A 23,049-nucleotide genomic window follows, 5' to 3' on the forward strand; every position below is an offset into this window, starting at 1 on the left:
TAACCTTTAAGCCAAGCTTCTTTTAAATTATTTTTACTAAAATCTGATGCGTTGTATCCAAGAGTTTCTGTGTATTGAATAATAACTTTACCAGTTAATGTTTGTGCTTTTCCGTTTCTTTTAATTTTCATTGTTATTAGATCTGCTTCTTTCCAGTTTTGAACTTCTGCCATCATGTCTGAAATAGAATCAATAGTATAATCTTTTCCATTTATGGATGAAATAATATCATCTGCTTTTAATCCCATATTAATTAAAAAAGGAGTCAAGTCAACATTTGCTCTTATTACAATCTCTTTTGTAGCTGGAATTCCAGAAATACATGGTGATGATTTGTTTATAAATGGATTTCCTGGTTTTTTAACTATAGAATTGGTAACTCCCATTTTTGCAAAATATTCAGCATAAGGAATTGGTGTTTCTCCATCAACATAAGTGCTTAAAAATGAACCAACCTCTGGATAGGTTAAAGCAACAATTCTATCAAATAATACATCATCCGAAAATGGTTTTGAAGAACCAAATTCATTGGACAATTTTTGCATTAAATCTAAAATTCCTCTTTCTCCATTGCTTTTTTCTCTAATTGTAATGTCTAAACACATGGCAATTAAAGCTCCTTTTTCATATACGTTTAAGTATTGATCTTTATATGGTTTTACAAGAACGTTTGCACTCATCTTTGTAAATGGCATTTTGTCGTTCATTTTTGAGGCATTTTTTATTTTTCCAACCATTCTTTCATAAAATTCACTTTCGTCAATTAATCCTTGATTTACTTGAAAAAGATTGGCAAAATATTCAGTTACACCTTCATACATCCATAAATGTTTTGACATTTTTGGAGTATTAAAATCAAAATAATGAATTTCATTAGAGTGGACGCTTAATGGAGTTACAATATGAAAAAACTCATGAGAAACTACATCTTTAATTTGTTCACCAAGTGCTGAACTAGGCATCATTTCTGGAAAAACAACTGATGTAGAAGTGTTGTGCTCTAATGCGCCAAAACCTTTTGCATCTTTTTTCTTCATATCTGATAGATATAAAAGAACTGTATATTTTTTATTACTGTTTATTGGTCCCAAAAACTTCTTTTGAGCTCGCATTGTAGTTTCTAAATCTAATGAAAGAGATTTTGCAGTGTGCTTTCCGTTTGGAGAATATACACTGAATAAAATTTCCATTCCATCAACTGTAAAGGATGTATAATCTGGTTTAGAATACATTATAGGATTGTCAACTAGCTCATTATATCTTGGAGTTATAAAAACATCTGATGCATTGCTTGCGTCAACATCGTTCATTGATGTTGCTCCAAAAAGTGTTTCTGGATGAAGAATTGTTACTTTATAGGTTAAATCTTTTTTGTCTGTAAAATACCCAACAAAAGCATGATTGTTTACCATAAAATTCTTTCCTACTTCTATATTTGTTCCTGCTGGCGAAAAAACATCTTCGTTTCCAAAACCACCACCTTTTTCTGAATCATAAGTATCGTTTACTAAATAGGTAATCTTGTCTAAAGTTTTTGCTTTTTTTATTGTCCAAGAATTGGTGTTTAATTTGGTCACTTCGAGTGCCTTACCTTTTTTGTCAATTGCTTTAAAATCTTCTAAAAACTGACCATAATCATCTTCCATATAAGTTCCAGGAATTATTTTTGGCATATTATAAACAACTTCATCAGTTAATATTGTTGGAGATTTGATAGTTACTTTTACTTTATCATCAACAATTGCGTTCAAATCAATTGTTACTTCAACTTCAGAAATTATAGTTTTAGAAGTTGAATCGGTTCCAGTTTTACAGCTTAATACTAATGTTGCAATTGCTAAACTTAAAAATATTTTTTTCATTTGTGGGTTTCTGTTTAATGCTATTTGTAGTTTGAATTATAATTTTGTTACAAATTTAGTAATACTATCAATGAGTTCTGGCATAATTGGCGTTTTAGGATTACTATATGATTTTAAATTGTCATCGTCATTTATAATTTCTTTAAAAATATGATTCATATTTTCTATAATATTAATTTGGGCTTTCGGATAAGCAACTTTTAGCAATTGTGCATCAGATTGTGGAACTTGTAAATCTTTTGTACCATTAATTAAAAATACAGGAATTGAAAGTTTTTTTATTTCTGCTTGACTGTTATATTTAATACATGAAATAAGATAGGGTTGAACGCTTTCTCTAAAAACCGATGCTATTGTTGCGTCTTTAGATTTTAATTCAAATGTGTTTCCTGATTTTAATATCAATAAATATTCTTTTACTTCTTTAGATAATTTTGGATAATTTTTTTCAAATTGTTCATTTAGTACTTCGTCAATTGGTCTTCCAGCACCTGCAAGTGATACAAATGCATCTGCGTTTTTATTTGCAGCAATCATTCCAACGAGTGAACCTTCGCTGTGACCAGCAATTATTATTTTTTTATATTTTTTTTGAGATTTAAAATAGTTAAAAACCGAAGTAGCATCTGTAATCATATCATCAAATCTCAACGATTTTTCATCAACTTTATTTGCAATTGTTAAAGCAATTATTCTTTTGTCATAACTAAAAACTGCAATTCCGTTTTTAGCCAATCCTTCGGCTAGATATTTTAATGAATTATTTGACATTCCAACTTGATTTCCGTTTCTATTGGTTGGACCTGAACCAGCAATAAGAATTACTAATTTTGTTTTTTTTGTTACTTTTTCTGGCGAAAACAATGTTCCCTTTATCAAAGGATTAATTTCAATTTCTTGTGTTAAAATTGTTGATTCTTGTGAGAATGAGAGTGTTGTAATTAACAATATAAATAAAAATTTATTCATTTTTTTAGGTTTTATTATTTAAAGTTTCATATTAAATAAGCAACTAAATTATATAAAAAAAACGATAATTACTTATCGTTTCGAGATTTTTTTATGTGTATCTGTATATTAAAATAAACTTTACTTATATAGGAGTTAAATTTTTAATCTAATTTATTTTTCATATAATATTTTCCATCTAAGTCATCAAAATCATCAATAACAGCTGGTTTGGGTTTGGGCTTACTTGCAGTAACTTTCTTTTTCCAAAGCTCAAATTTGTCTTTAGATAGACGTTTCTTCATTAATTCGGTTACATCATTTTCTGAGATACCAAATTCTTCTTTTAATACTTCAAAAGGTTTTTTTTCCTCTTGAGCCATGCTAACAACTCGTTCTAGTTGTTCATAGTCTAGTTCTACTCTTTTACTTTTTTTCATTAGTTGAAAAGCACTTTAATGTTAATTTTATATTTATTAATCAAATTATATACCAATATTATGAAAAAAAATAATCACTTTTTTAATTATTAAAAAAAAAATTAACTTTCTTTTGGTTTTCTTGTTTTTTGAAAAGGAATTTTAAGCAAATTCAATAGTTCATTATTTTCTTTTGGATTCATGTGTGTATCAATTCCATAAACTATTTTTTCTCTATCTAAGTATAAAAACGTTCCAAAAATTCTATCCCAAACAGAAAAAATATTACCATAATTGCTATCAGTATATGGTAATTTATAATGATGATGTATTTTATGCATGTCTGGTGATACAATTATATAACTCATGATTTTATCAAGTTTTCTTGGTAAACATATATTTGCATGAGTGAATTGTGTTGCTACTACAGAACATGTTTGATATAAAAAAACCATCCACATTGGGCTACCAATAATTAAAACGCCCAAAGTTGTAAAAATAAATCTAAGTACACTTTCGCCAGGATGATGACGATTGGCTGATGTTGTATCAATATAAGTATCAGAGTGATGAACTAAGTGAAAACGCCAGAGGAATTTTATTTTATGTTCTGTAAAATGCGCCAAATATGCTCCAACAAAATCCATTAATAGTAATCCTAATATTGTATAAATCCAGATATTCATTTTAGGTAACCATTGTAAAATTCCAAAATTTTTATTTGAAACATAGTTTGATACTTGAAGTAAAATAAATGCTAACGCAAAATTTATTATAATGGTTGTAAGTGTAAAAAAGATGTTTATTGCAGCATGATGCCATTTTTTATATTGAAATTTAAAAAAGGGATAACTATTTTCAATTAACCAAAAAACAGCAATTCCTGATGCTAAAATTATACCTCGATGTAAGGAAGAAATTGAATTAAAATAGTGAATTATATTTTCCATAAAAACGAATAAAAATCAAATATAACAACTTTTAATTCAATTTTTAAATTAATAAATTTCGAAAATTGTTATTCAAAAATTACTGGTTTTGTAGTTTTTGCTATTTTGTAAATGTGAAATGGTTGTGTAATCACTAAAGGTACTATTCCTGTTGGTGTTTGTAAATTTACAGTGACCATAATAGAGCTTGTGTTTTCAGTAACAGAAGTTGCTTCAATTGCAAATCCACCAGTTGCTCTTACTTGGTCAAAAAGTACAATTACATCATAATTTGCAAAATCTATACTAGTTTCTAAAAAAGAATCAGAAACATTATTTACACTATTCATTTCGCTTAAAAGTGCGTTCCAAGAAACAGAATTAGTTATTAATAATCTAGATTCTAGAATTCCTTCAGCGCCATTTCCGTATAGATTTCCGCTTCCAATTTCTGTTATTGATAAATCAGAAGTTGATGTTTTAGTGTCTGAATTGGAACAGCTTAAAAAAACGGTTACTGTTAAAATTAATATTAAGTTTTTCATTATAGTTTTGTTTCTTATTAGATGAATAAATCGTTAAACGGTTGCGTAGGATAATTAATTTTTTTCAAATTTATTTAATAATTCTAAAAGTTAGATTTATTCTTGGTTCAATTTTTTTTAAAGTTTTAGGAATTTGATGTTTCCAAAAATGTTGTGTTTCACCTTTCATGATTAATAAACTTCCATTTTTTAATGTTATTTTTAGTTTTTCGGTTGGTATTGTGTTGTGTTGCAAATGAAAAATTCTTTCTGCTCCAAAACTCACAGACGCAATTACTGGATTTCGTCCTAATTCTTTTTCATTATCTGCATGCCAACCATTACTGTCTTTGCCATCACGGTATAAATTTAGTAATACGGTTGTAAAATTTTCATTGCATACTTCTTCAATTTCCAATTTAATATGCATTAATATTACATTCCACGAACTTGGTTGCATTATTATGTTAGAATAAGAGTAAGGTTTTCCTTCGTTTCCAAAAAGTGCTGTTAGTCTTGGTTGTTTATGTGTTTTTCCATAAACTGTAATGTTGTCTTGTTGCCATGGAATTTCACAATAAAGTTTGTCAAAAAGCATTTTAGATTTTTCAATCCCAAAAAAATTAGGATAATATTCTATTGAGCAATTTGGTAAATTAAATTCAATTTTTTCTGATGTAAATAATGATAACATAATACAAAAATAAAGAGAAAAATTAAACTTATAAATTTAATTTTTCTCTTATAATAATTAGATTAAAATTATGAAATTAATTTTCTAATCCTATTTTTCTTTGATTTTGAAGTAAGTTTTTATAAATCAATCCGCCAACAATTGCGCCTAAAACAGGAGCAACCCAAAACAGCCATACTTGACCAAGTGGTTCACCTTGAGTAAACAATGCTTGCGATAAAGAACGAGCAGGATTTACAGATGTGTTTGTAATTGGAATACTAACTAAATGTATTAATGTTAAAGCAAAACCAATTGCAATTCCAGCAAACTTACCATTAGCAAATTTATCTGTAGCTCCAAGAATTATTATAAGAAAAAACATTGTTAGTGCAAATTCTGCTGCAAAACACGATAACATTGAATATCCATCTGGCGAAAAATTATCATAACCATTAGATGCAAATGCTCCAGCTTTAGTGTTATCTATTAAATTTTCGGTCTTTCCTGTCCATATAACATATAAAGTTCCTGCAGCTGCGATTGCACCTACACATTGAGAAATAATATAAGGAAGTAAATCTTTGGCAGAGAAGCGTCCGCCAGCCCAAAGCCCAATTGAAACAGCTGGATTAAAATGTCCTCCAGAAATATGTCCAACAGCATAAGCCATTGTTAAAACTGTTAATCCGAATGCTAATGCTACACCAGCAAACCCAATTCCAAGATGAACTCCATCGCTTGTAGTATATCCAGCAGCAAATAATGCACTACCGCAACCGCCAAAAACAAGCCAAAATGTGCCAAAAAATTCTGCAAATAGTTTTTTCATAAAAGTTTAGTTTATTAAATTAATGTAAATTGTTGATTAGGTATATAAATATGCCCATTCAAGAAAGAAATATTGTAAAAATAGACGTAAAAACAATATCCATCTTGGAATTCCAATTCCGCCTTCTTTACTAAATAACATATAAATATTAGCTGGAAAAATTAAAATTAATAATATAATTAATGACCAAGCTGCAATAGCGGAAGTAACTGGAATTAATAAAAGAATAGCAAAAATAATCTCTAAACAACCAACAAATTCATTTAATATTATTTTATAGGGTAAGAAAGGAGGAATTACCTTTTCATATAAAGTTGGAGTTCTAAAATGATTTATTCCAGAAGCAATATAAAAAAGCGTCATTATAAATAAATGCCAAGGATAGTCCATAAATAAACATATTAGAATTACGAATGTAGAAATAAATTAACAAAAAAAAACGAATTGTAGTATTAATTTGATAATATTATTACTTTTTGGTAAAAAACTTATAGTTAACATTCATAATAACAATGGCTAAAATAATAAAAAGTATTCCTATCCATTGAACTAGATTAACTTTTTCATCTAATATTAGATACGCCATCATTACAGAAACAGGAAGTTCTAAAGACGAAACGATACTTCCCAAACCAATTCCTGTTTTAGGAAAACCAGCGTTGAGCAACATTGGCGGAATTATTGTACCAAATAACGCTAATACGATTCCCCATTTTAGAAAAATAGCTGTATTAAATGTATTTGTTTGTGTGAACAGCGCAAAACCAAAAACAATTATTGCTCCACCAAGCAACATATACAAACTGCGTTGAGCAGATGAAATTCCCAAAGCAACTTTATTAGCTGTAAACATTGTTGTTGTAAATGATGCAGCTGCTAATAAACCCCAAAATATACCTCTAAAATCTATGTTTAAATCAGTATTATACAATTTCGTTGCCAAAACTGTACCAATTAAAACTATAATTACAGACACTATTTTTTGTGTTGAAGGCGCTTTTTTATCTAAAATCCATTCTAATAAAACGCCCATCCAAACGGTTTGCATCAATAGAACAATAGCAATAGAAACATCAATATATTTTACACATAAATAATAAAAAACACTTGTCATGCCAAGAGAAGTTCCAGCCAACATCAATTGAAAAATGTTTTTTGGACTTGCTTTTACAACAGCTTCTTTAGTTCTAGTTTTTTGAAATAAATTAATAATTAGTATTCCAATAATTCCAAGAATGAATTGAGAAGAAGTTACCTCTGCAGTTGTAAAACCTTCATCATAAGCAAGTTTTACAAAAGTAGCCAACATTCCATAACTGGTTGCGCCCAATCCTACTAAAATTACTCCTTTTAATATATTATTTTTTGACATTTTCTTAAATTTAAAAAGCCGACAAAGATAGTTTTTTGTTTCAATTTATTGTTTTTTTTATTTTTGGCTACTAATTATCTTGAATGATTAAAATAAAAAGCCAAAAAATAAGTTATTAAAACTGCTAACATTTTTTTTTATGAAAAACATTTTATTTTTATTTATTATTAGTTTTGTATGTTGTAATAACGCTAAAATTGAGACTCCAATTAAAGATTATTCTAATACAAATACTGAAGCTTTTCAATATTGCACACAAAATAAATTTAATGAGGAGTATTATTTTTTATTAGACTTAAGTATTCATCCAGGAAAAAACAGATTTTTTGTTTATGATTTTAAAACTAAAAAAATAATAGATAAAAACTTGGTTACTCATGGTAGTTGTGACAAATTTGAAGTCAATCCTGATAAATGGGAAAAAGCCAAGTTTAGTAATAAAAATGATAGTCATTGCTCAATGAAAGGCAAATTTAAAATAGGTAAACGAGATTATAGTTCCTGGGGAATTAATGTGAAATATTGGCTACACGGATTAGAAAAATCTAATAACAGTGCTGTTAATAGAGTAGTGGTTTTACATTCTTGGAGTTCAGTTTCTAATGAAGAAATTTATCCAGATGTTTCACCATTAAGTTGGGGTTGTCCAGCAGTTTCTGATGATTTTATGAAAAAATTAGATGCTAAATTAAAAATAACAGATAAACCAGTATTACTTTGGATAGTTGACTAATTTTTTTACAATTACTTTTTATCTTTATCATCTGCCAAATCACTCAAATGCATTCGCAAAGCGGTTACAGAAATGCTAATTTCCCAAAATGAAATTCCTAAGGAAACTAATAAGCTAAGTAAGCTTAAACCAAACAAATAAATACCTATTGTTACTTGATTTAAAAACAACAATAACATAGCAAAAACTGATAAAAACAAACATAAAACACCAAAAAGTTGCATGTATCTAATGAGTGAAAGGCGTAAATTGAGATTTTTAATTTGAAATAAAATACTCTTGTTATGATTTTCATCATAATTTTTTTTTAAACTTCTAATAATTTGAGCAATCGTTAAGAATCTGTTGGTATATGCCAAAAGTATTAATGATGTTGCTGAAAAGAGTAATGCTGGAGTTTCTATAGAAAGTGTCATTTTTTTGGAATAAAAAGTAGTGTTGAATTTTAAAAAAATATTTATTTTTTTATATTTATTTCAAATCTACAAAAAAACTTGTAAATTTTAACTCACAAATCTTTAAGCTTATATTTTTAGTGTTTATGCTTTTGTCTTAACACACCACCACTAGCTTCTTTTATATATTGAATAAACATAAAAGCATTTGGATCTATTGTACTAATTGCTTCTTTTATTCTCAACAATTCTAATCTTGTTACTATTGTTACTATAATATCACAGTCTTGCTTTACTTCAAAATTATTAGGTAAATAACCTCTTTCGCCTTTAATAATAGTGATTCCTTTACCAAATTTTTTTACAATTAAGGATTTTATAAGTTCACTTTTAGATGAAATAATATTTAAAGCAGTAAATTGTTCTAAACCATCAGTTACATAATCTAATGATTTTATAGCGGCAAAATAAGTTACTATTGAATATAAAGCCGTTGATATTCCAAAAGACCATGCAGCAGTTAAAAACAATAAAGTATTCATGCCAAAAATAACTTCAGAAACATTCAAACCTATTTTTCTAGTTGTTAATAGAGCCAATATTTCAACACCATCTGCAACCGAACCGCTTCTAATGCACAATCCCATGCCAATTCCAATTAAGCAACCACCAAATAATGCAATCAATAATTTGTCTGAAGTAACAGCATCAATTTCAACAAATGTCATACTTAGTGCCAATAATAAAAAAGTAAACAAACTTTGTATTGCAAATGTTTTTCCTAATAAATGTTTTCCTAAAAATAAAAAAGGAAGGTTTAAAAATAAGACCAATAAACTAAAAGGAATTTTTGAAATTTCATGAACTAATATAGAAATCCCTATGATACCACCATCTAAAAACTTATTTGGAATCATAAATCCTTTTAAAGCCAATGTAATAAAAGCAACTCCAGTTAAATTTAAAATAATGTTTTTTGGTAGAAATATTTCTTTCCAGTTAATGGTATGGTAATTCGAATCCATGATTAATTTATTTTTAAATAAATTCTTAAAAAAACACTAATTTAATGAAAAAAATATTAAATTAATAAAAAAAAAATAGTAAATTTGATGTGCTATTAGTTTGTACTCCTCCAAATCTTATAATGGTTGCTCCGCCAAATTTAATTAATGGTATATAAATAAGTATTTATTAACTTTAAATATATTAATTATGGCAACAACAGTTATCACAATTCGATTAGATGGAAATGGTCCTGGAATTATTTTAAACGATGGACAAAGTAATGGATCTGACATTACCACAAATGTTCAAAACGGTGATACCGTAAAATGGAAACTACTTCCAAATTCGGGAATTTCTTCGCTTAATGGTATTAATGATTTAACCACAGATGTTTTTAATCCCGATCCAACAAAGCAACCAGATGGTTCCTATCAAGGCACAGTAGCAGCAACTGCAGGACAAGAAGAGAGTTATAATGTGCTTTACACAATTGCAGGTGTTAAGTATTATCACGATCCCAAAATACATGTAAATCCTTAAAATGAATTGGAGTTTTTTAAAATATAATATTAAAAACTCTATAGCTATTTGTTTTTTTTTCTTGATTTTGATTCAAAGTCATGCTCAAAATCAAAAAATAGCGGATAGTTTACTACTTATTTACAAAAAGAATAAATTTCTAAATGATACCATAAAAATGGAATTGCTTAGAAATTTATCTTTTAATGAAGTTTCCAATTCTGCCTTAGGACTAAAATATGCCGACGAACTTATTGCACTTTCTAATTCTAAAAAAAACTATTTGTATTTGTATCGAGGTTATTATCAAAAAGGTAACAAACAACAATTTGTTGGAGATTTAAACAAAGCTTTAGATGCTTTTATTAAAAGTGTAGAAGCTGCAATAAAAGCCAAATATAATGTTGGTCAAGGTACAGCATATATGGCTATTGCCGATGTGTATTCGGTAATGGGAAATGCTGTAAACGCCGAAATATATTATAACAAGTCTATTTTAATTCTCAGAAAAACAGATAATAATATTGCTTTAGCAAGTTGTTTACTCAATGCTGGTGATGAATACTTAAAAAACAAAAAATACGATTTGGCATTGAAATACTTCAACGAATCGATAACAATTTTTAAAAAATCCAATTATAAAATGGGTATTGCCTATAATTTAGGTGAAATCGGGAAAGTATATTTCAATCAAGGAAAAATAAATTTAGCCAAGAAAAATATCAATCAATCTATACAAATGCTCGAAGAATTGAAAGATTATTATGGTATTTCTGATTATCTCCTCAATCTTTCGGACATTACAATACAACAAAACCATCAAAAAGAAGCGCTTGAATATGCCAAAAGGAGTTTAGAATTAGCTCAAAAATATGGATTAAAAGATCAAGTAAGTCAATCTAATTTAAAACTTTCTGAACTTTATCAAAAAGCAGGAAACTCTTCAGAATCTTTTAAACATTATAAAAACCATATTGCATATAGAGATAGTGTAACCAATTTAAAAGCTATACAACAAATGGCCGATTTGCGAACCAATCATGAAGTATCACAAAAACAAATTGAGGTTGATTTGCTAGAAAAAGATTCAGAAATTAAACAACTAAAAGTAAAAAGGCAAAAAAATATAATTTATGCTACAGCAATTTCTACTTTTCTTATTCTTTTATTGGCAATTGGATTGTTTAGAAGATATCAATTTATTAAAAAAACCAAAAGTATTATTGAAGAAGAAAAGAATCGTTCAGACAATTTATTGCTAAATATTTTGCCAGAACAAACTGCCAATGAACTCAAGCAAAATGGTAAAGTATTAGCCAAAAAATTTGAATCAGTAACTGTATTATTTACAGATTTTAAAGGTTTTACTCAATATGCCGAAAATTTATCGCCAGAGAAATTAGTTGAAAGTGTTGATTACTATTTTTCTAAATTTGATGCTATAATGCAAAAATATGAATTAGAAAAAATAAAAACCGTTGGCGATGCTTATATGTGTGCAGCAGGATTACCTTTTGTTACAACTGATCATGCCTATAAAATGGTACTTGCAGCACAAGAAATCATATGCTTTGTTGATGATTCTTTAAAAATGAAAACCGAGAATGAAACACGTTTTGAAATTCGCGTCGGAATCAATTCTGGTCCAGTTGTGGCTGGTGTTGTTGGTACTAAAAAATTTGCTTATGATATTTGGGGTGATACTGTAAATATCGCTTCTAGAATGGAATATTGTTCAGAGCCAGGAAAAATTAACATTTCTCAAAATACTTATGAACTGATAAAAGATGATTTTGCCTGTGATTATCGTGGTGAAATTGAAGTAAAAAATAGAGGAATGATGAAAATGTATTTTGTAAAAAATAGTATTCAATAAAAAAACCTGCAAGTTTTTACAAGCAGGTTTTAAAACTATTGCCTTTTGGCTATTTTCTAATTATTTAATGAGTTCGAAACTTCTTTTAATAAAAGCTGTAAGTTCTTCACCTTTTAATAACCCTTGAGATATTTTTGCTAAATCTAGAGCTTGTTTAACCAAACCTTCTTGAACAGATTTATCTGATGTGTTTAAAATTGTAGAAGCCAAATCTGAGTTAGAATTGACAACTAAATTATACATTTCAGGAAAATTTCCCATGCCAAACATTCCGCCACCACCAGATTGGCTCATTTCTTTCATTCGTCTCATAAATTCTGGTTGTGTTATCATAAATGGTGCAGCATTGCTGTCCATTGGTTCTAGTTGAACAGAATAAGTTGTTTTAGGTACAATTTCTTCTAATACAGTTTTTAAATTACCTTGCTCTTCTTCTGATAATTTAGATATTTGTGTTTCTTCTTTTTGAATCAATTTATCAATATGGTCTGAATCTACACGAACAAAAGTCATGTTTTGATTATCACCTTCTAATTTTTGAATTAAATGTGAAACAATTGGAGAATCTAAAAATAAAACTTCATATCCTTTTTCTTTAGCAATTTCAACATAACCATGTTGTGTATCTTTATTAGAAGAATATAAAACTACTAATTTTCCGTTTTTATCGGTCTGATTTTCAGTTAATGCATCTTTTAATTCTGCTAATGTGTAATATTTATCATCTACCGTTGGGTACAAAACAAAGTCGGCAGATTTTTCATAAAATTTTGGTTCAGACAACATTCCATATTCTAAAACGATTTTAATATCATTCCATTTTTTTTCAAAATCCTCACGGTTTTCTGTAAATAATGCTTTTAATTTATCTGCAACTTTTCGTGTAATATAATTAGATATTTTTTTAACATTACTATCTGCTTGCAAGCCAGAACGAGAAACGTTTAACGGTATATCTGGCGAATCTATTACGCCTTTCAACATACCTAGAAAATCTGGAACAATTCCTTCAACATTATCGGTTACAAAAACTTGATTTTGATACATTTGAATCTTGTCTTTTTGTAATTGCATGTCGTTAGACATTTTCGGAAAATATAAAATTCCAGTCAAGTTAAAAGGATAATCAACATTCAAATGAATATTAAATAAAGGTTCTTCAAATTGCATTGGATACAACTCGTGGTAGAATTTTTTATAATCTTCATCTGTTAAATCAACAGGTTGTTTAGTCCATGCTGGATTTGGATTGTTAATAATGTTATCTACTTCAATTTCTTGTGCAACATAATCATCTGCTGCATCTTCTGGCTTTGGTAAGGTTTCTTTTTTAGTTCCAAATTTAATTGAAACTGGCATGAATTTATTATACTTAGTAAGTAATTCTTTAATTTTATATTCTTCTAGAAATTCTAAAGAATCTTCAGCAATATGAAGAATAATTTCACTTCCTCGATTAGTTTTATCTGATGCTTCAAGAGTAAACTCAGGACTTCCATCACATGTCCAATGCGCAGCTGGTTCGTCTTTGTATGACTTGGTAATAATTTCTACTTTTTCAGCAACCATAAAGGCAGAGTAAAATCCTAATCCAAAATGACCAATAATTCCAGAATCTTTGGCAGAATCTTTATATTTTTCTAAAAATTCTTCGGCACCAGAAAAAGCAACTTGATTGATGTATTTTTCAACTTCATCACTTGTCATTCCTAATCCTTGATCAATAATATGAAGTTTCTTGCCTTCTTTATCGATTTTTACTTCAATAATTGGATTGCCATATTCTACTTTGGCTTCTCCAATACTTGTTAAATGTTTTAATTTTAAAGTTGCATCTGTTGCATTTGAAACCAATTCACGAAGAAATATTTCGTGATCATTGTAAAGAAATTTTTTTATTAATGGGAAAATGTTTTCTACTGAAACATTAATTTTTCCTGTTGACATATTTTGAACTTTTTAGATTAAACAATTTATCATTTCTCTATTTCAAATTCAATACCAAAGCTAGAAATATGACAAATTGACGTAGTGGGATTTCTACAATTAATATATATAATTATATAAGTGTTAAATATAAAACCTCTTTATCTTTGTATTTACAGATTTGATAATTAATTTTATGGTGTTTTAACCTATATAATTAATAAATTATTTGGGTTATTTAACCTAGATATAAAACCATGAATTATTTAATTTTGTAACTAATTAACTTAAACAATAAAAAAATGAAAAAAACATTCTTTCTCTTATTAATTGCCATATTTATTTTTGGTTGTAAGTCAAAATCGGCTACAAACACAAAATTAAATAATAAGGCAGAAGTTGCTCTTAAAGGAAATTGGACTATTTCTTCTGTAACTTATCCTGGTTCAGACTATATCAAAGTAACTTCGTTTGATGTTGCCGATTCTAAATGTTTTGTTGGTAGTCAATGGAAATTTATTTCTAATAATAACAAAGGTGATATGTCTTTAAACAATTCAGGTTGTGCAGCATTTAGTTCTCCAATAACTTGGTTTATTAACAAAGAAGGACAATATGTAATGAAAATTATTAATGAAACTAAATCTAAAAAAGTATTAGAAGGATATGTTTTAAAACTTGCTAATGTATCAGACAATTCATTTCAATTGGTTGATAATGCAAACGTTGGTGGAAAAAATATTGAAGTGATTTATCAATTTTCTAGAAATTAATTTTAAATAAATAAAAAGATGAAAAAATATACATTATATAGTTTAGTTGCAATTTTAAGTTTTTCAATTATTTTAAGTAGTTGTAAATCAGTCAAAAACACAAATAGAACACAACGTGGTGCTGCAATTGGTGCAGTAGCTGGTGGTGTTCTTGGCGCAGTTTTAGGAAACAATCTTGGTAAAGGAGGAAATGGTGCTCTTGGCGCTGTTCTTGGTGGTGTTATTGGTGGAGTTGCTGGTGGAGTAATTGGTAATAAAATGGATAAACAAGCTCGTGAAATTCAAACTGCTTTACCTGGAGCAAAAGTTGAAAGAGTAGGAGAAGGAATTAAATTGGTTTTGGGTGAAAATTCAGTACGATTTGACACTAATAAATCTACTTTAACTAGCGGAGCAAAAGCAAATTTAGACAAATTGGTTCCAGTTTTTAAAAGTTATGCAGACACAGATATTGTTATTTATGGTTATACAGATAGCACTGGTACAGTTGAATACAATCAAACATTATCAGAAAAAAGAGCAGCATCAGTAAAATCATATTTAGCAGGAAAAGGTATAAACACTGCCAGATTTACTACAACTGGTTTAGGAATTGGAGATCCAATTGCAACTAATGAAACTCCAGAAGGTAGAAGTCAAAACCGTAGAGTTGAGTTTGCAATTACTGCCAATGAAAAAATGATTGAAGATGCTAAGAAAGAAGCAGGAAGATAATATTTTTATTTTTTAATAGATAATGAGCGTTCACTTTTGTGAGCGCTTTTTTATTTTCAAATATTTTGAACGATATTTAACAAAACATTCTGTTTAGTTTAAATCATTGATACTTTAACTATTAATAACTTTACAAAAACATTTTATTTTATGGAAGCAACAAAGAAAACAAATACTAAAAAGAAAATAATTGATGACAATACAATTATTTCTAAATACATGGAGTATGTTCTTGAAAAAAATGACGAACCCAAAAATGTATTTTCATTTTGTAAAGAAAACCAAATTAATGAAACAGAATTTTATACATTTTTTAATTCACTAGATTCTTTAAAGCAACAAATTTGGGTAAAGTTCTTTGAAAATGCATTAGAAACAATTCATAAAGAAGAAGCATTTGAAGGATATTCAGATAAAAATAAATTATTGACATTATATTTCACATTGTTTGAATTGTTGACTATAAACAGAAGCTTTGTGATGTTTTCACTTAAAGAAAATAAGCAAGGATTAAAAAATTTAAAAAATTTAAAACTTTTTAGAAACCATTTTAAAAATTTTATCGTAACTATAATTGAGTCAGAATCTTCAGCCAAAAATGATAAAGTAGCCAAAGTAACCAAACCCATTTTTGCTGAAGGTGCATGGCTTCAGTTTTTGTTATTATTAAAATTTTGGATGGAAGATACTTCTAAAGGTTTTGAAAAAACTGATGTGTTGATTGAAAAATCTGTCAATACAGTAGTTGATTTATTAGACACAAAACCATTAGAAAGCTTATTCGATTTAGGAAAATTCCTTTGGAAAGAAAAAATGAATTAATACTGAAATAAATTCAGCACAAGTATGAAAACATTAGATAAAATTCCAACAGGAAAAATTGAAAGAGCTAGTCAATTGGTAAAAACCGGATTCAAAGTAGGAGGAAACTATGTTGCTTATTATGGCGAAAAAATAGTAAATCCGAAGTTAAACAGAGATAAATTAAACGAAAGTAATGCCGAGGATATTTATGATGGATTAAAAAATTTAAAAGGCAGTGCTTTGAAAGTTGCACAAATGTTGAGTATGGATAAAAGCATTATGCCACAACAATATGTAGATAAATTTTCGTTGTCGCAGTTTTCAGTTCCGCCATTGTCGGCACCATTAGTTAGAAAAACATTTAAAAAATATTTAGGTCAATATCCAGAAAACTTATACGACACTTTTACACCAGATTCTATGAATGCTGCAAGTATCGGTCAGGTACACAAGGCAACCAAAGATGGGAAAAATCTTGCTGTGAAAATCCAATATCCAGGTGTTGCTGATAGTATAAGTTCGGATTTGGCTTTAGTAAAACCATTTGCTATTAGAATGTTTAATATAAAAGGAAAAGATTCTGATAAGTATTTTAAGGAAGTTGAAGATAAATTGTTGGAAGAAACCGATTATATTTTAGAATTAAAACAAAGTATAGAAATATCTGAATTATGTAAAAAAATTGAATTTTTGCGATTTCCAAAGTATTATCCAGAGTTATCATCAGAAAAAATTTTAACGATGGAATGGATTGACGGACAACATTTGTCGGAATTTACATCAATTAATAAAGACAGAAAAAAAGGAGATAAAATTGGTCAAGCACTATGGGATTTTTATATGTATCAAATTCATCATTTAAAACAAGTTCATGCCGATCCACATCCTGGAAATTTCTTAATTGACAAAGATGATAATCTAGTTGCAATTGATTTTGGTTGTATAAAACAAATTCCAAATCAGTTTTACGTTCCTTATTTTGAACTTGCCAATCCTATAGTGATTGATAATCCAAAATTATTCAATGAAAAATTATACGAATTAGAAATTTTAAGATTGGATGATACAAAAGATGAAATTGTTTATTTTACCAAATTGTTTCATGATTTGTTGAGTTTGTTTACAAAACCATTTCATGGAGATTTCTTCGATTTCTCTGATGATAATTTCTTTGAACAAATTGCAAAAATGGGAGAAGATTTTGCTAAAGACACACAGTTAAGAAAGATGAACGGTAATAGAGGTTCAAAACATTTTTTGTATATAAATAGAACTTTTTTTGGTTTATACAATTTATTACACGATTTAAAAGCGCGTGTTGATACAAAGAATTTTGAGAAGTATATAATATAATAAGTTTGTTTATTGGTTAGGTTGATAAGAGCGATTCTCTACTTAGAGTTTTCGCTCTTATTTTTTTTATATTATTTAAGATTTTCCTTTTTAGATTCTATTTTAATTGCATTTTCTTGTAATTGGAAATAATCTATAAAACCTTTTGGCATTGGAGTTGGTTTGTAATTTCTTTTTTGCTCTTCTTGAAATTTCACATTTTGAGTATAATCTACTGGTGGTGGAGTAGCATATTGGTTGTATTGTCTAGTATCACCTTCACCCCAAAGTGGATCATTACCAAATCGATGGTCTTGAAAATGAAGACGTTTGGCCATTATTCTAAAAGAAAAAGTAATATTAGATGTTCCACCATTTTTTTCTTTTACTGTAAAACCTTTATTGTCGGCATCCTTAATAACTATTAATCCATTACTTTCACCTTCTTCTTGAAGAAAAACTCTCATTGGATGAGATTCATCTACAAAAATAGTCTCTATAAACATTGGATCTAATTGAATATGTATACTTCCGTTTACTAATTGTCCACCACCAACATCTTCAAACCAAACTTCGGGTAATTCAGTTACATATAAAAGTTGATTTCCTTTACTGGTTCCTACGCTTGCAGTTTTTGTACCGTTAGCAATAACGTGGTTGCCATTAAAATAGCCACTATAATTTTGGTTATTAGCTCTCCAGCCAACAACAGCAATATCATTGTTTCCAGCGACTATTCCGCCTCCAAACCCAATTCCATAAACACCAATTCCAAAACCACCTCCATTATAAGAACCTTGAACACCAATTTGTTGATTACCGCCACCTTGAGCAGAATAACCTCTAACTCCATATCTAACACCATTTGTTGAAGTTCCCGAATATTGACCTACAATTCCTGTTGGAGTTAATCCAGCTGCAGTAGTTCCATAACTTGTTCCCAAAATACCAGCACCAATTCCAGAATTTGTAGCTCCTTCAATTCCCGAATATGTATTTGCAGTGTTAGAATTTATTCCATAAATAGCACTTCCGCTGGTAAGATTATTGTAACCGTTTATTCCATAATTTAATGTTCCTGAGGTTGTTACAGTTAATAAATCTGTCACTACAGGAGCAGTATTGTTAATAGAAACTCTTCCATCTGCTAAAATTCTCATTCTCTCTAAAGCATTAGTTCTAATACCAATAGGATTGTTATCTGTTGTTCCAAAATAATTAGTTGCTATACTAGTTCCAGCATTTCCAAGTGTACTCCAAGCATAATCACTATTGTTTGCCCAAGTTACATTTCCTGCGCCATCGGTTCTCATTGTTTGACCAACTGTTCCTCTTGAAGGAGGCAAAGTATAAGTATTTGCGATAGTTGTTCCAACACCAACATTACCTAGAAAGTATCCTGCAAAATTGGTTGCTCCAGGTTTTAAAACATTAGAATAAACTCCATAATGAGTTCCGCCAGCAGCAGTATTTATTAAATTATAATCTCCATATTTTATTCCAGTTCCAGTTCCAGAAAGGTTATTTTGAACTCCATAATGAACTCCATTTCCTGTATTAGAAATTGAACTGTAATTGCCTAATTGTGTACCATTTCCAGAACCAATAATACTTGTATTTGTTCCTGTTACCGGATTGGTTCCAGACGTTCCTAATAAATTATTTACACCTACAGTTGTTCCGTTTCCTGTATTGTTGTATAATTCATTAGAAACTCCTGTAAAACTTCCGTTTGTAGTTATGTTTTGCATTAAATTTCTAACTCCAGTGTTAGTATTTGTACTAAAACCTAGTGAATTTTGAACTGCAATATGAGAACCAGCACTAGAATTTGCAATTACGTTATAACTACCAAAAAAAGGATTTATTCCAGAGGAACTTAGCTGTACAGAATTACCAATAACATTGCCTAAACTCGCTCCAGAAAAAGTATTTCTTGATACATATACATCATCGTCTGAACTACCAGAATAATCATTTAAGAAACTTGCGTTAAAAACACCATCTGTAACATTATTTGTAGTTGTAACATTTAATGTTCTATTAAATCCTGCACCATTAATTTCTAATGGATAATTCGTTGTGTTTTTACCAATTGCCACATTTCCTGTATGAAACATATCATCGGTAATTGCATTTGGAGCAACTGTTGTAGCTTCTTCATACCAATCGTGATCACCATTAATGGTTGAAGAAATTCCAATCCAGTCTGCAGGAGCATTATTCCAATAGTAAAAACCAATAGCTTTTGGGTTTCCACCAAATGTTGTAGCAGTTGTCAAATAAACCAACATGCTTTGTTGAGCTATTGTAGGATTAATTACAGGAAAAGAATCTACTTTGGGAATTAAAATACCATCAGTATTGATTGGCGTAACTTGATTACTTGAACGAATATCTAATTGTGCATCTGGCGAAGTAGTGCCAATTCCTACTTGAGCAATACTAAAATTTATACTTAATATCAATACTAGTAATAGGTATTTTTTCTTTTCCATAATATCTATATTTAATGATTTAATTTAATTAAATAATCTTAATAAAATTACTAAAAAAATAAATATAGTATGTAAGGTTGTTTAAATAATCGATAAAATGTATGTAAATAACGTCAAAATGTTGAATTATTTTTAATTTTTATTTCAAACAACTTAAATTGTAAGATTTAGTAAAATAATTATACAACAATCTAAACTAAAGACAGTTATGATTTTAATTAATCTGTTTTACTTCGAAGTAAGTTTTTCCGATATATCCATCTATAGTTGTTGGCGCATTTCCATTATGCATATAAATTTCAATTATGTCGCCTACAATTAATCTAATACTACAATTAATTGTTCTCGAAATTAGTTTATCTCCATAATGATGAGAAGAAGTTTCTTGATATTCTACACCATTTTTATAAACTGCAATTCCATAATATTCGGCATCCGATTTATTAAAAGTATGAAAACCAGCATTTATTTCATAATATCCAACTTTTGTTGCTACGAATTGATTTGTACCAGTATTAAACTCTGAATTAGTATCAAATTGTATTAAGTTAAAATTTAATTTTTGCCATCCAACAGAACCAACAGTTTGATTGGCAGTTAAATTAGTTCTAACTAAAGATAGATTATTTAATGAATTTTTCCAAGTAACATTTCCAACCGCATCAGTTTGAAGTGTTTGACCATTAAGCGTTCCTCTGGTAACTGGAAAATTATAACCTGTTGTGGCTTGATTGTTAATTTGTAATCCGCCATTTACTCTGACGATATTATTGTCAAATTCTCCATATATTAATGCGTTGTTGGCATCAGCATTTGAGTTTTCTATATATAATTTATTACTTCCTGCTTCAAGTCGACCAGCTTGATATCCAATTCCAACACTTCCTGATCCCAAAACTCCTCTCAATGATTCAAAACCTATTGCAGTATTGTTTGTTCCTATAACATTTTGTCTTAAAGACGCAAATCCTACAGCTGTATTATTATCTGCATTATTGGTTGTTAAGGCATTTCTTCCAATAGCAACATTTGAACCAGCAGATGAATTAGAAAATAATGCTGCCGAACCTATTGCAACATTTCCTATTCCAGTTAAATTTGAAAATAATGCAAAATCACCCATGCCTACATTTATTCTACCAGTTGTTAAACCTGGCATTATATTAGAACCAAATGCAACATTTCTTACACCATTTTGTGAAGCAATATTAATTGTTGGATTTAGAAGCGAATTTGCTCCAAATGAAGTATTTCCGTTATTGTAATTAAAACTCGCATCATATGTTGGATCTCCAATAAAACCAGCTCTACTATTATTTCTTCTAAAAACAATATCAATATTGTCTGTTGTTCCAAAAAAATTGGTATTAGAAGATGTTCCAGAATTACCAGTTGTTAGCCAAGCAAAACTATTAAGTGCTGTACTCGGATTTATCCATGTTACAACTCCATTTGCGTCGGTTTGCATAATTTGGTTTATTGTGCCTCTAAATGCTGGTAAAGTATAAGTATTGGCTGTTGTTGTACCAATACCAACATTACCAAGAAAATACCCTGCAAAGTTTGTAGCTCCAGGTTTTAATACCGAAGAGTAAACACCATAATGGGTACCACCAGATAAAGAACCAATCAAATTATAATTTGTATATTTTGTTCCTGTTCCAGGTCCATCTGTTTGATTCCAATTCCCAAAGTAAGTGCCATTTCCGTTACTATTAATAATATTCCTTGAACCCCAATAGTTACCGCTTCCTGAACTATATATTTCATTGTTTGTACCATAATTATCTCCAATTCCACTAGTTGTAATTGTGCTTGATATACCAACTGTTAAACCATCACCAGAACCACCTAATGAATTATTTATTCCAAAATGATTACCGTTGTTATTATTAGAAATATTATTTTCAAGACCTACAATATATCCTGACGAAGTTCCTGTTAATTGATTATAAATACCAAGATTGTTTGCCGTTCCAGAAGTATTTACATAATTTTGAGTTCCATATTTAACGCCGCTTCCCGAGCCATTTAATAAATTTTTTGTACCAACATGTACACCGTTTCCTGTATTCATAACTTCATTTATTGTACCATTTTTTTCACCGTTACTCGTACCACTAATTTGATTATGTACACCAGTGTGAGTACTATTACTGTTATTGGTTATATAAATTAAATTATAAGCACCAAAATGTGCGCCCATTCCGCTTCCAGTTAATTCTGAATAGTTACCATAATGAGTTCCATTTCCTGTATTTGGAATTGTGGAAAAAGTTCCAAATTGGTCTCCTGTTCCTGTACCAGAAAGTAAATTGTAATTAGCGTAATGAGTTCCTGTTCCAGAACAAGTTAAATTGTTTTTTAATCCAAAACTATTGTCGTTAGTTGTTCCTCTAACTGTATTAGAAATTCCAGATTTATCAATACTATTTGTTGTAGCGTTATTAAAATCATTATTAACTCCAATATCAAAACTAGATGATGAAATTTCTAATGGAAAATTAGCGGTATTTTTTCCTATAGCGGTATTTCCAATATGAAACATGTTATCAGAAATGTTATTTGGTGCAGTTGTTGTTCCTACTTTAAACCAATCTTTATCTCCATTGGCAGTAGATGAAATTCCAATCCAAGTTAAGGTTGGAAAATCCCAATAGTAAAAACCTTTTTGATAAGTTGCAGATATACTTGTATTAAGGTAAACTAACATTCCTTGTTGTGCAGCTGTTGGGTTTGTTGCTGTAAACATGTTTACTTTAGGTATTAAAACACCATCATTATTTGCTGGTGATTCTTGATTACTTGCTTTAATGTCTAAGGTAGCGTTTGGGGATGTAGTTCCTACACCAACTTGAGAAAAAACTATTTGTGAAAATAATAAAATAAAGTAAAAATATTTTTTTTTTAAT

Annotated in this window: 21 protein-coding genes; 7 read left to right on the forward strand and 14 right to left on the reverse strand. The window is 29.0% G+C overall.

Going from position 1 to position 23,049, the window contains the following annotated elements; all coding sequences use genetic code 11:
- From ACH2BO_RS13820 to ACH2BO_RS13860, 9 genes are all read right to left on the reverse strand, one after another.
- Window positions 1-1,862: peptidase M61 (locus tag ACH2BO_RS13820; RefSeq protein ID WP_395045317.1), on the reverse strand; the 1,862-nt coding region annotated here is incomplete at its 3' end.
- Window positions 1,863-1,898: 36 nt separating this feature from the next.
- Window positions 1,899-2,831 (reverse strand): alpha/beta hydrolase, encoded by a 933-nt coding sequence (locus tag ACH2BO_RS13825; RefSeq protein WP_395045318.1) that lies wholly within the window; start codon window positions 2,829-2,831, stop codon window positions 1,899-1,901.
- A 143-nt stretch (window positions 2,832-2,974) separates the two neighbouring features.
- Entirely contained in the window at window positions 2,975-3,250 is a 276-nt protein-coding gene (locus ACH2BO_RS13830; protein WP_395045319.1) for a TIGR03643 family protein, read from the reverse strand.
- Between the two features lie 101 nt (window positions 3,251-3,351).
- Entirely contained in the window at window positions 3,352-4,179 is an 828-nt protein-coding gene (locus ACH2BO_RS13835; protein WP_395045320.1) for a sterol desaturase family protein, read from the reverse strand.
- A gap of 68 nt (window positions 4,180-4,247) precedes the next feature.
- Entirely contained in the window at window positions 4,248-4,703 is a 456-nt protein-coding gene (locus ACH2BO_RS13840) for a protease complex subunit PrcB family protein (protein ID WP_395045321.1), read from the reverse strand.
- 70 nt (window positions 4,704-4,773) lie between these two features.
- Window positions 4,774-5,376 (reverse strand): alpha-ketoglutarate-dependent dioxygenase AlkB family protein, encoded by a 603-nt coding sequence (locus ACH2BO_RS13845; protein ID WP_395045322.1) that lies wholly within the window; start codon window positions 5,374-5,376, stop codon window positions 4,774-4,776.
- A 76-nt stretch (window positions 5,377-5,452) separates the two neighbouring features.
- Window positions 5,453-6,187, reverse strand: a complete 735-nt coding sequence (gene aqpZ / locus ACH2BO_RS13850; protein ID WP_395045323.1) for an aquaporin Z — start codon at window positions 6,185-6,187, stop codon at window positions 5,453-5,455.
- A 36-nt stretch (window positions 6,188-6,223) separates the two neighbouring features.
- Window positions 6,224-6,577 (reverse strand): DoxX family protein, encoded by a 354-nt coding sequence (locus ACH2BO_RS13855; RefSeq protein ID WP_395045324.1) that lies wholly within the window; start codon window positions 6,575-6,577, stop codon window positions 6,224-6,226.
- Window positions 6,578-6,656: 79 nt separating this feature from the next.
- Window positions 6,657-7,559, reverse strand: a complete 903-nt coding sequence (locus ACH2BO_RS13860) for an EamA family transporter (RefSeq protein WP_395045325.1) — start codon at window positions 7,557-7,559, stop codon at window positions 6,657-6,659.
- 139 nt (window positions 7,560-7,698) lie between these two features.
- Here ACH2BO_RS13860 and ACH2BO_RS13865 point away from each other — a divergent pair, with 139 nt between their 5' ends.
- Complete coding sequence (locus tag ACH2BO_RS13865) at window positions 7,699-8,292, forward strand: murein L,D-transpeptidase catalytic domain-containing protein (protein ID WP_395045326.1); 594 nt, start codon at window positions 7,699-7,701, stop codon at window positions 8,290-8,292.
- An 11-nt stretch (window positions 8,293-8,303) separates the two neighbouring features.
- On the opposite strand, the gene ACH2BO_RS13870 is transcribed toward ACH2BO_RS13865, so the two are convergent.
- On the reverse strand, window positions 8,304-8,708 hold the full coding sequence (locus ACH2BO_RS13870; RefSeq protein ID WP_395045327.1) for a DUF2721 domain-containing protein: 405 nt from the start codon (window positions 8,706-8,708) through the stop codon (window positions 8,304-8,306).
- 116 nt (window positions 8,709-8,824) lie between these two features.
- The gene (locus ACH2BO_RS13875; protein WP_395045328.1) at window positions 8,825-9,712 is read right to left on the reverse strand and encodes a YitT family protein; all 888 of its coding nucleotides are present in this window, start codon (window positions 9,710-9,712) and stop codon (window positions 8,825-8,827) included.
- 190 nt (window positions 9,713-9,902) lie between these two features.
- Between ACH2BO_RS13875 and ACH2BO_RS13880 the strand changes: the two genes are divergently transcribed.
- Complete coding sequence (locus ACH2BO_RS13880; protein ID WP_395045329.1) at window positions 9,903-10,235, forward strand: hypothetical protein; 333 nt, start codon at window positions 9,903-9,905, stop codon at window positions 10,233-10,235.
- Between the two features lie 157 nt (window positions 10,236-10,392).
- Window positions 10,393-12,090: an adenylate/guanylate cyclase domain-containing protein gene (locus ACH2BO_RS13885; protein WP_395045330.1), complete on the forward strand. Its 1,698-nt coding sequence runs from the start codon at window positions 10,393-10,395 to the stop codon at window positions 12,088-12,090.
- A 60-nt stretch (window positions 12,091-12,150) separates the two neighbouring features.
- On the opposite strand, the gene htpG is transcribed toward ACH2BO_RS13885, so the two are convergent.
- Window positions 12,151-14,037 carry a molecular chaperone HtpG gene (gene htpG, locus ACH2BO_RS13890; RefSeq protein WP_395045331.1) on the reverse strand — a complete coding sequence of 629 codons (1,887 nt, stop codon included), beginning with the start codon at window positions 14,035-14,037 and terminating at the stop codon, window positions 12,151-12,153.
- A gap of 281 nt (window positions 14,038-14,318) precedes the next feature.
- Between htpG and ACH2BO_RS13895 the strand changes: the two genes are divergently transcribed.
- The 4 genes from ACH2BO_RS13895 (at window position 14,319) to ACH2BO_RS13910 (ending at window position 17,660) form a co-directional block, all read left to right on the forward strand.
- Complete coding sequence (locus tag ACH2BO_RS13895; RefSeq protein ID WP_395045332.1) at window positions 14,319-14,789, forward strand: lipocalin family protein; 471 nt, start codon at window positions 14,319-14,321, stop codon at window positions 14,787-14,789.
- Window positions 14,790-14,807: 18 nt separating this feature from the next.
- Entirely contained in the window at window positions 14,808-15,503 is a 696-nt protein-coding gene (locus ACH2BO_RS13900) for an OmpA family protein (protein WP_395045333.1), read from the forward strand.
- A 150-nt stretch (window positions 15,504-15,653) separates the two neighbouring features.
- Window positions 15,654-16,325 (forward strand): TetR family transcriptional regulator C-terminal domain-containing protein, encoded by a 672-nt coding sequence (locus ACH2BO_RS13905; protein ID WP_395045334.1) that lies wholly within the window; start codon window positions 15,654-15,656, stop codon window positions 16,323-16,325.
- Between the two features lie 24 nt (window positions 16,326-16,349).
- Window positions 16,350-17,660 carry an ABC1 kinase family protein gene (locus tag ACH2BO_RS13910; protein WP_395045335.1) on the forward strand — a complete coding sequence of 437 codons (1,311 nt, stop codon included), beginning with the start codon at window positions 16,350-16,352 and terminating at the stop codon, window positions 17,658-17,660.
- A gap of 71 nt (window positions 17,661-17,731) precedes the next feature.
- Here the strand turns inward: ACH2BO_RS13910 and ACH2BO_RS13915 are convergent, their stop codons facing one another.
- Complete coding sequence (locus ACH2BO_RS13915) at window positions 17,732-20,137, reverse strand: hypothetical protein (protein WP_395045336.1); 2,406 nt, start codon at window positions 20,135-20,137, stop codon at window positions 17,732-17,734.
- A 214-nt stretch (window positions 20,138-20,351) separates the two neighbouring features.
- Window positions 20,352-23,049, reverse strand: a 2,698-nt coding sequence (locus ACH2BO_RS13920; RefSeq protein WP_395045337.1) for a beta strand repeat-containing protein, incomplete at its 5' end; no start/stop codon positions are given.

The organism is Flavobacterium sp. (assembly GCF_043773265.1).
Taxonomy (GTDB): Bacteria; Bacteroidota; Bacteroidia; order Flavobacteriales; family Flavobacteriaceae; genus Flavobacterium.

What these genes read in the sequence shown, in the direction of transcription:
- ACH2BO_RS13855 (WP_395045324.1), bottom strand. Translation starts at nt 6,577, where the DNA reads ATGGACTATCCTTGGCATTTATTTATAATGACGCTTTTTTATATTGCT.
- ACH2BO_RS13905 (WP_395045334.1), top strand. Translation starts at nt 15,654, where the DNA reads ATGGAAGCAACAAAGAAAACAAATACTAAAAAGAAAATAATTGATGAC.
- ACH2BO_RS13860 (WP_395045325.1), bottom strand. Translation starts at nt 7,559, where the DNA reads ATGTCAAAAAATAATATATTAAAAGGAGTAATTTTAGTAGGATTGGGC.
- ACH2BO_RS13910 (WP_395045335.1), top strand. Translation starts at nt 16,350, where the DNA reads ATGAAAACATTAGATAAAATTCCAACAGGAAAAATTGAAAGAGCTAGT.
- ACH2BO_RS13870 (WP_395045327.1), bottom strand. Translation starts at nt 8,708, where the DNA reads ATGACACTTTCTATAGAAACTCCAGCATTACTCTTTTCAGCAACATCA.
- ACH2BO_RS13865 (WP_395045326.1), top strand. Translation starts at nt 7,699, where the DNA reads ATGAAAAACATTTTATTTTTATTTATTATTAGTTTTGTATGTTGTAAT.
- aqpZ (WP_395045323.1), bottom strand. Translation starts at nt 6,187, where the DNA reads ATGAAAAAACTATTTGCAGAATTTTTTGGCACATTTTGGCTTGTTTTT.
- htpG (WP_395045331.1), bottom strand. Translation starts at nt 14,037, where the DNA reads ATGTCAACAGGAAAAATTAATGTTTCAGTAGAAAACATTTTCCCATTA.
- ACH2BO_RS13825 (WP_395045318.1), bottom strand. Translation starts at nt 2,831, where the DNA reads ATGAATAAATTTTTATTTATATTGTTAATTACAACACTCTCATTCTCA.
- ACH2BO_RS13900 (WP_395045333.1), top strand. Translation starts at nt 14,808, where the DNA reads ATGAAAAAATATACATTATATAGTTTAGTTGCAATTTTAAGTTTTTCA.
- ACH2BO_RS13895 (WP_395045332.1), top strand. Translation starts at nt 14,319, where the DNA reads ATGAAAAAAACATTCTTTCTCTTATTAATTGCCATATTTATTTTTGGT.
- ACH2BO_RS13915 (WP_395045336.1), bottom strand. Translation starts at nt 20,137, where the DNA reads ATGGAAAAGAAAAAATACCTATTACTAGTATTGATATTAAGTATAAAT.
- ACH2BO_RS13875 (WP_395045328.1), bottom strand. Translation starts at nt 9,712, where the DNA reads ATGGATTCGAATTACCATACCATTAACTGGAAAGAAATATTTCTACCA.
- ACH2BO_RS13840 (WP_395045321.1), bottom strand. Translation starts at nt 4,703, where the DNA reads ATGAAAAACTTAATATTAATTTTAACAGTAACCGTTTTTTTAAGCTGT.
- ACH2BO_RS13830 (WP_395045319.1), bottom strand. Translation starts at nt 3,250, where the DNA reads ATGAAAAAAAGTAAAAGAGTAGAACTAGACTATGAACAACTAGAACGA.
- ACH2BO_RS13845 (WP_395045322.1), bottom strand. Translation starts at nt 5,376, where the DNA reads ATGTTATCATTATTTACATCAGAAAAAATTGAATTTAATTTACCAAAT.
- ACH2BO_RS13885 (WP_395045330.1), top strand. Translation starts at nt 10,393, where the DNA reads ATGGAATTGCTTAGAAATTTATCTTTTAATGAAGTTTCCAATTCTGCC.
- ACH2BO_RS13835 (WP_395045320.1), bottom strand. Translation starts at nt 4,179, where the DNA reads ATGGAAAATATAATTCACTATTTTAATTCAATTTCTTCCTTACATCGA.
- ACH2BO_RS13880 (WP_395045329.1), top strand. Translation starts at nt 9,903, where the DNA reads ATGGCAACAACAGTTATCACAATTCGATTAGATGGAAATGGTCCTGGA.